Source organism: Paraburkholderia sp. SIMBA_053 (genome assembly GCF_046534895.1).
In the GTDB taxonomy this organism is placed as follows: domain Bacteria; phylum Pseudomonadota; class Gammaproteobacteria; order Burkholderiales; family Burkholderiaceae; genus Paraburkholderia; species Paraburkholderia caledonica.
The window spans coordinates 1-251 of the sequence record NZ_JAWRXU010001264.1 but is presented as its reverse complement, the minus strand read 5'-3'; the positions used below and the strand labels follow the sequence as shown (position 1 = coordinate 251).

Below are 251 nucleotides of genomic sequence, written 5' to 3'. Positions count from 1 at the left end.
AGCTCTCGACGATGCCCGCGATTTCCGCCGTTTCCAGCGCGCGGTTCGGCGTGTTGGGCACCCAGCCTGCTTCCGTGTACGCGACGCCGCCGTGCGGCACTTCGGACGGTCCGACGGGACGGCCGCCATCGGGCTGCAACTGTGCATTCGATTGACGGCCCGCGTGATAAAGCTGAAGAAAGATCTTGCCGCCTTTCGCATGCACCGCGTTGGTGACGGCTTTCCAGCCGGCGATCTGGCTGTCGTCGTAC

1 pseudogene is annotated in these 251 nt (G+C 64.9%); it reads right to left on the bottom strand.

Annotated elements, in window-relative coordinates:
- Positions 1-251: pseudogene (locus tag SB753_RS39690) on the bottom strand (alkene reductase); the annotation flags it as partial.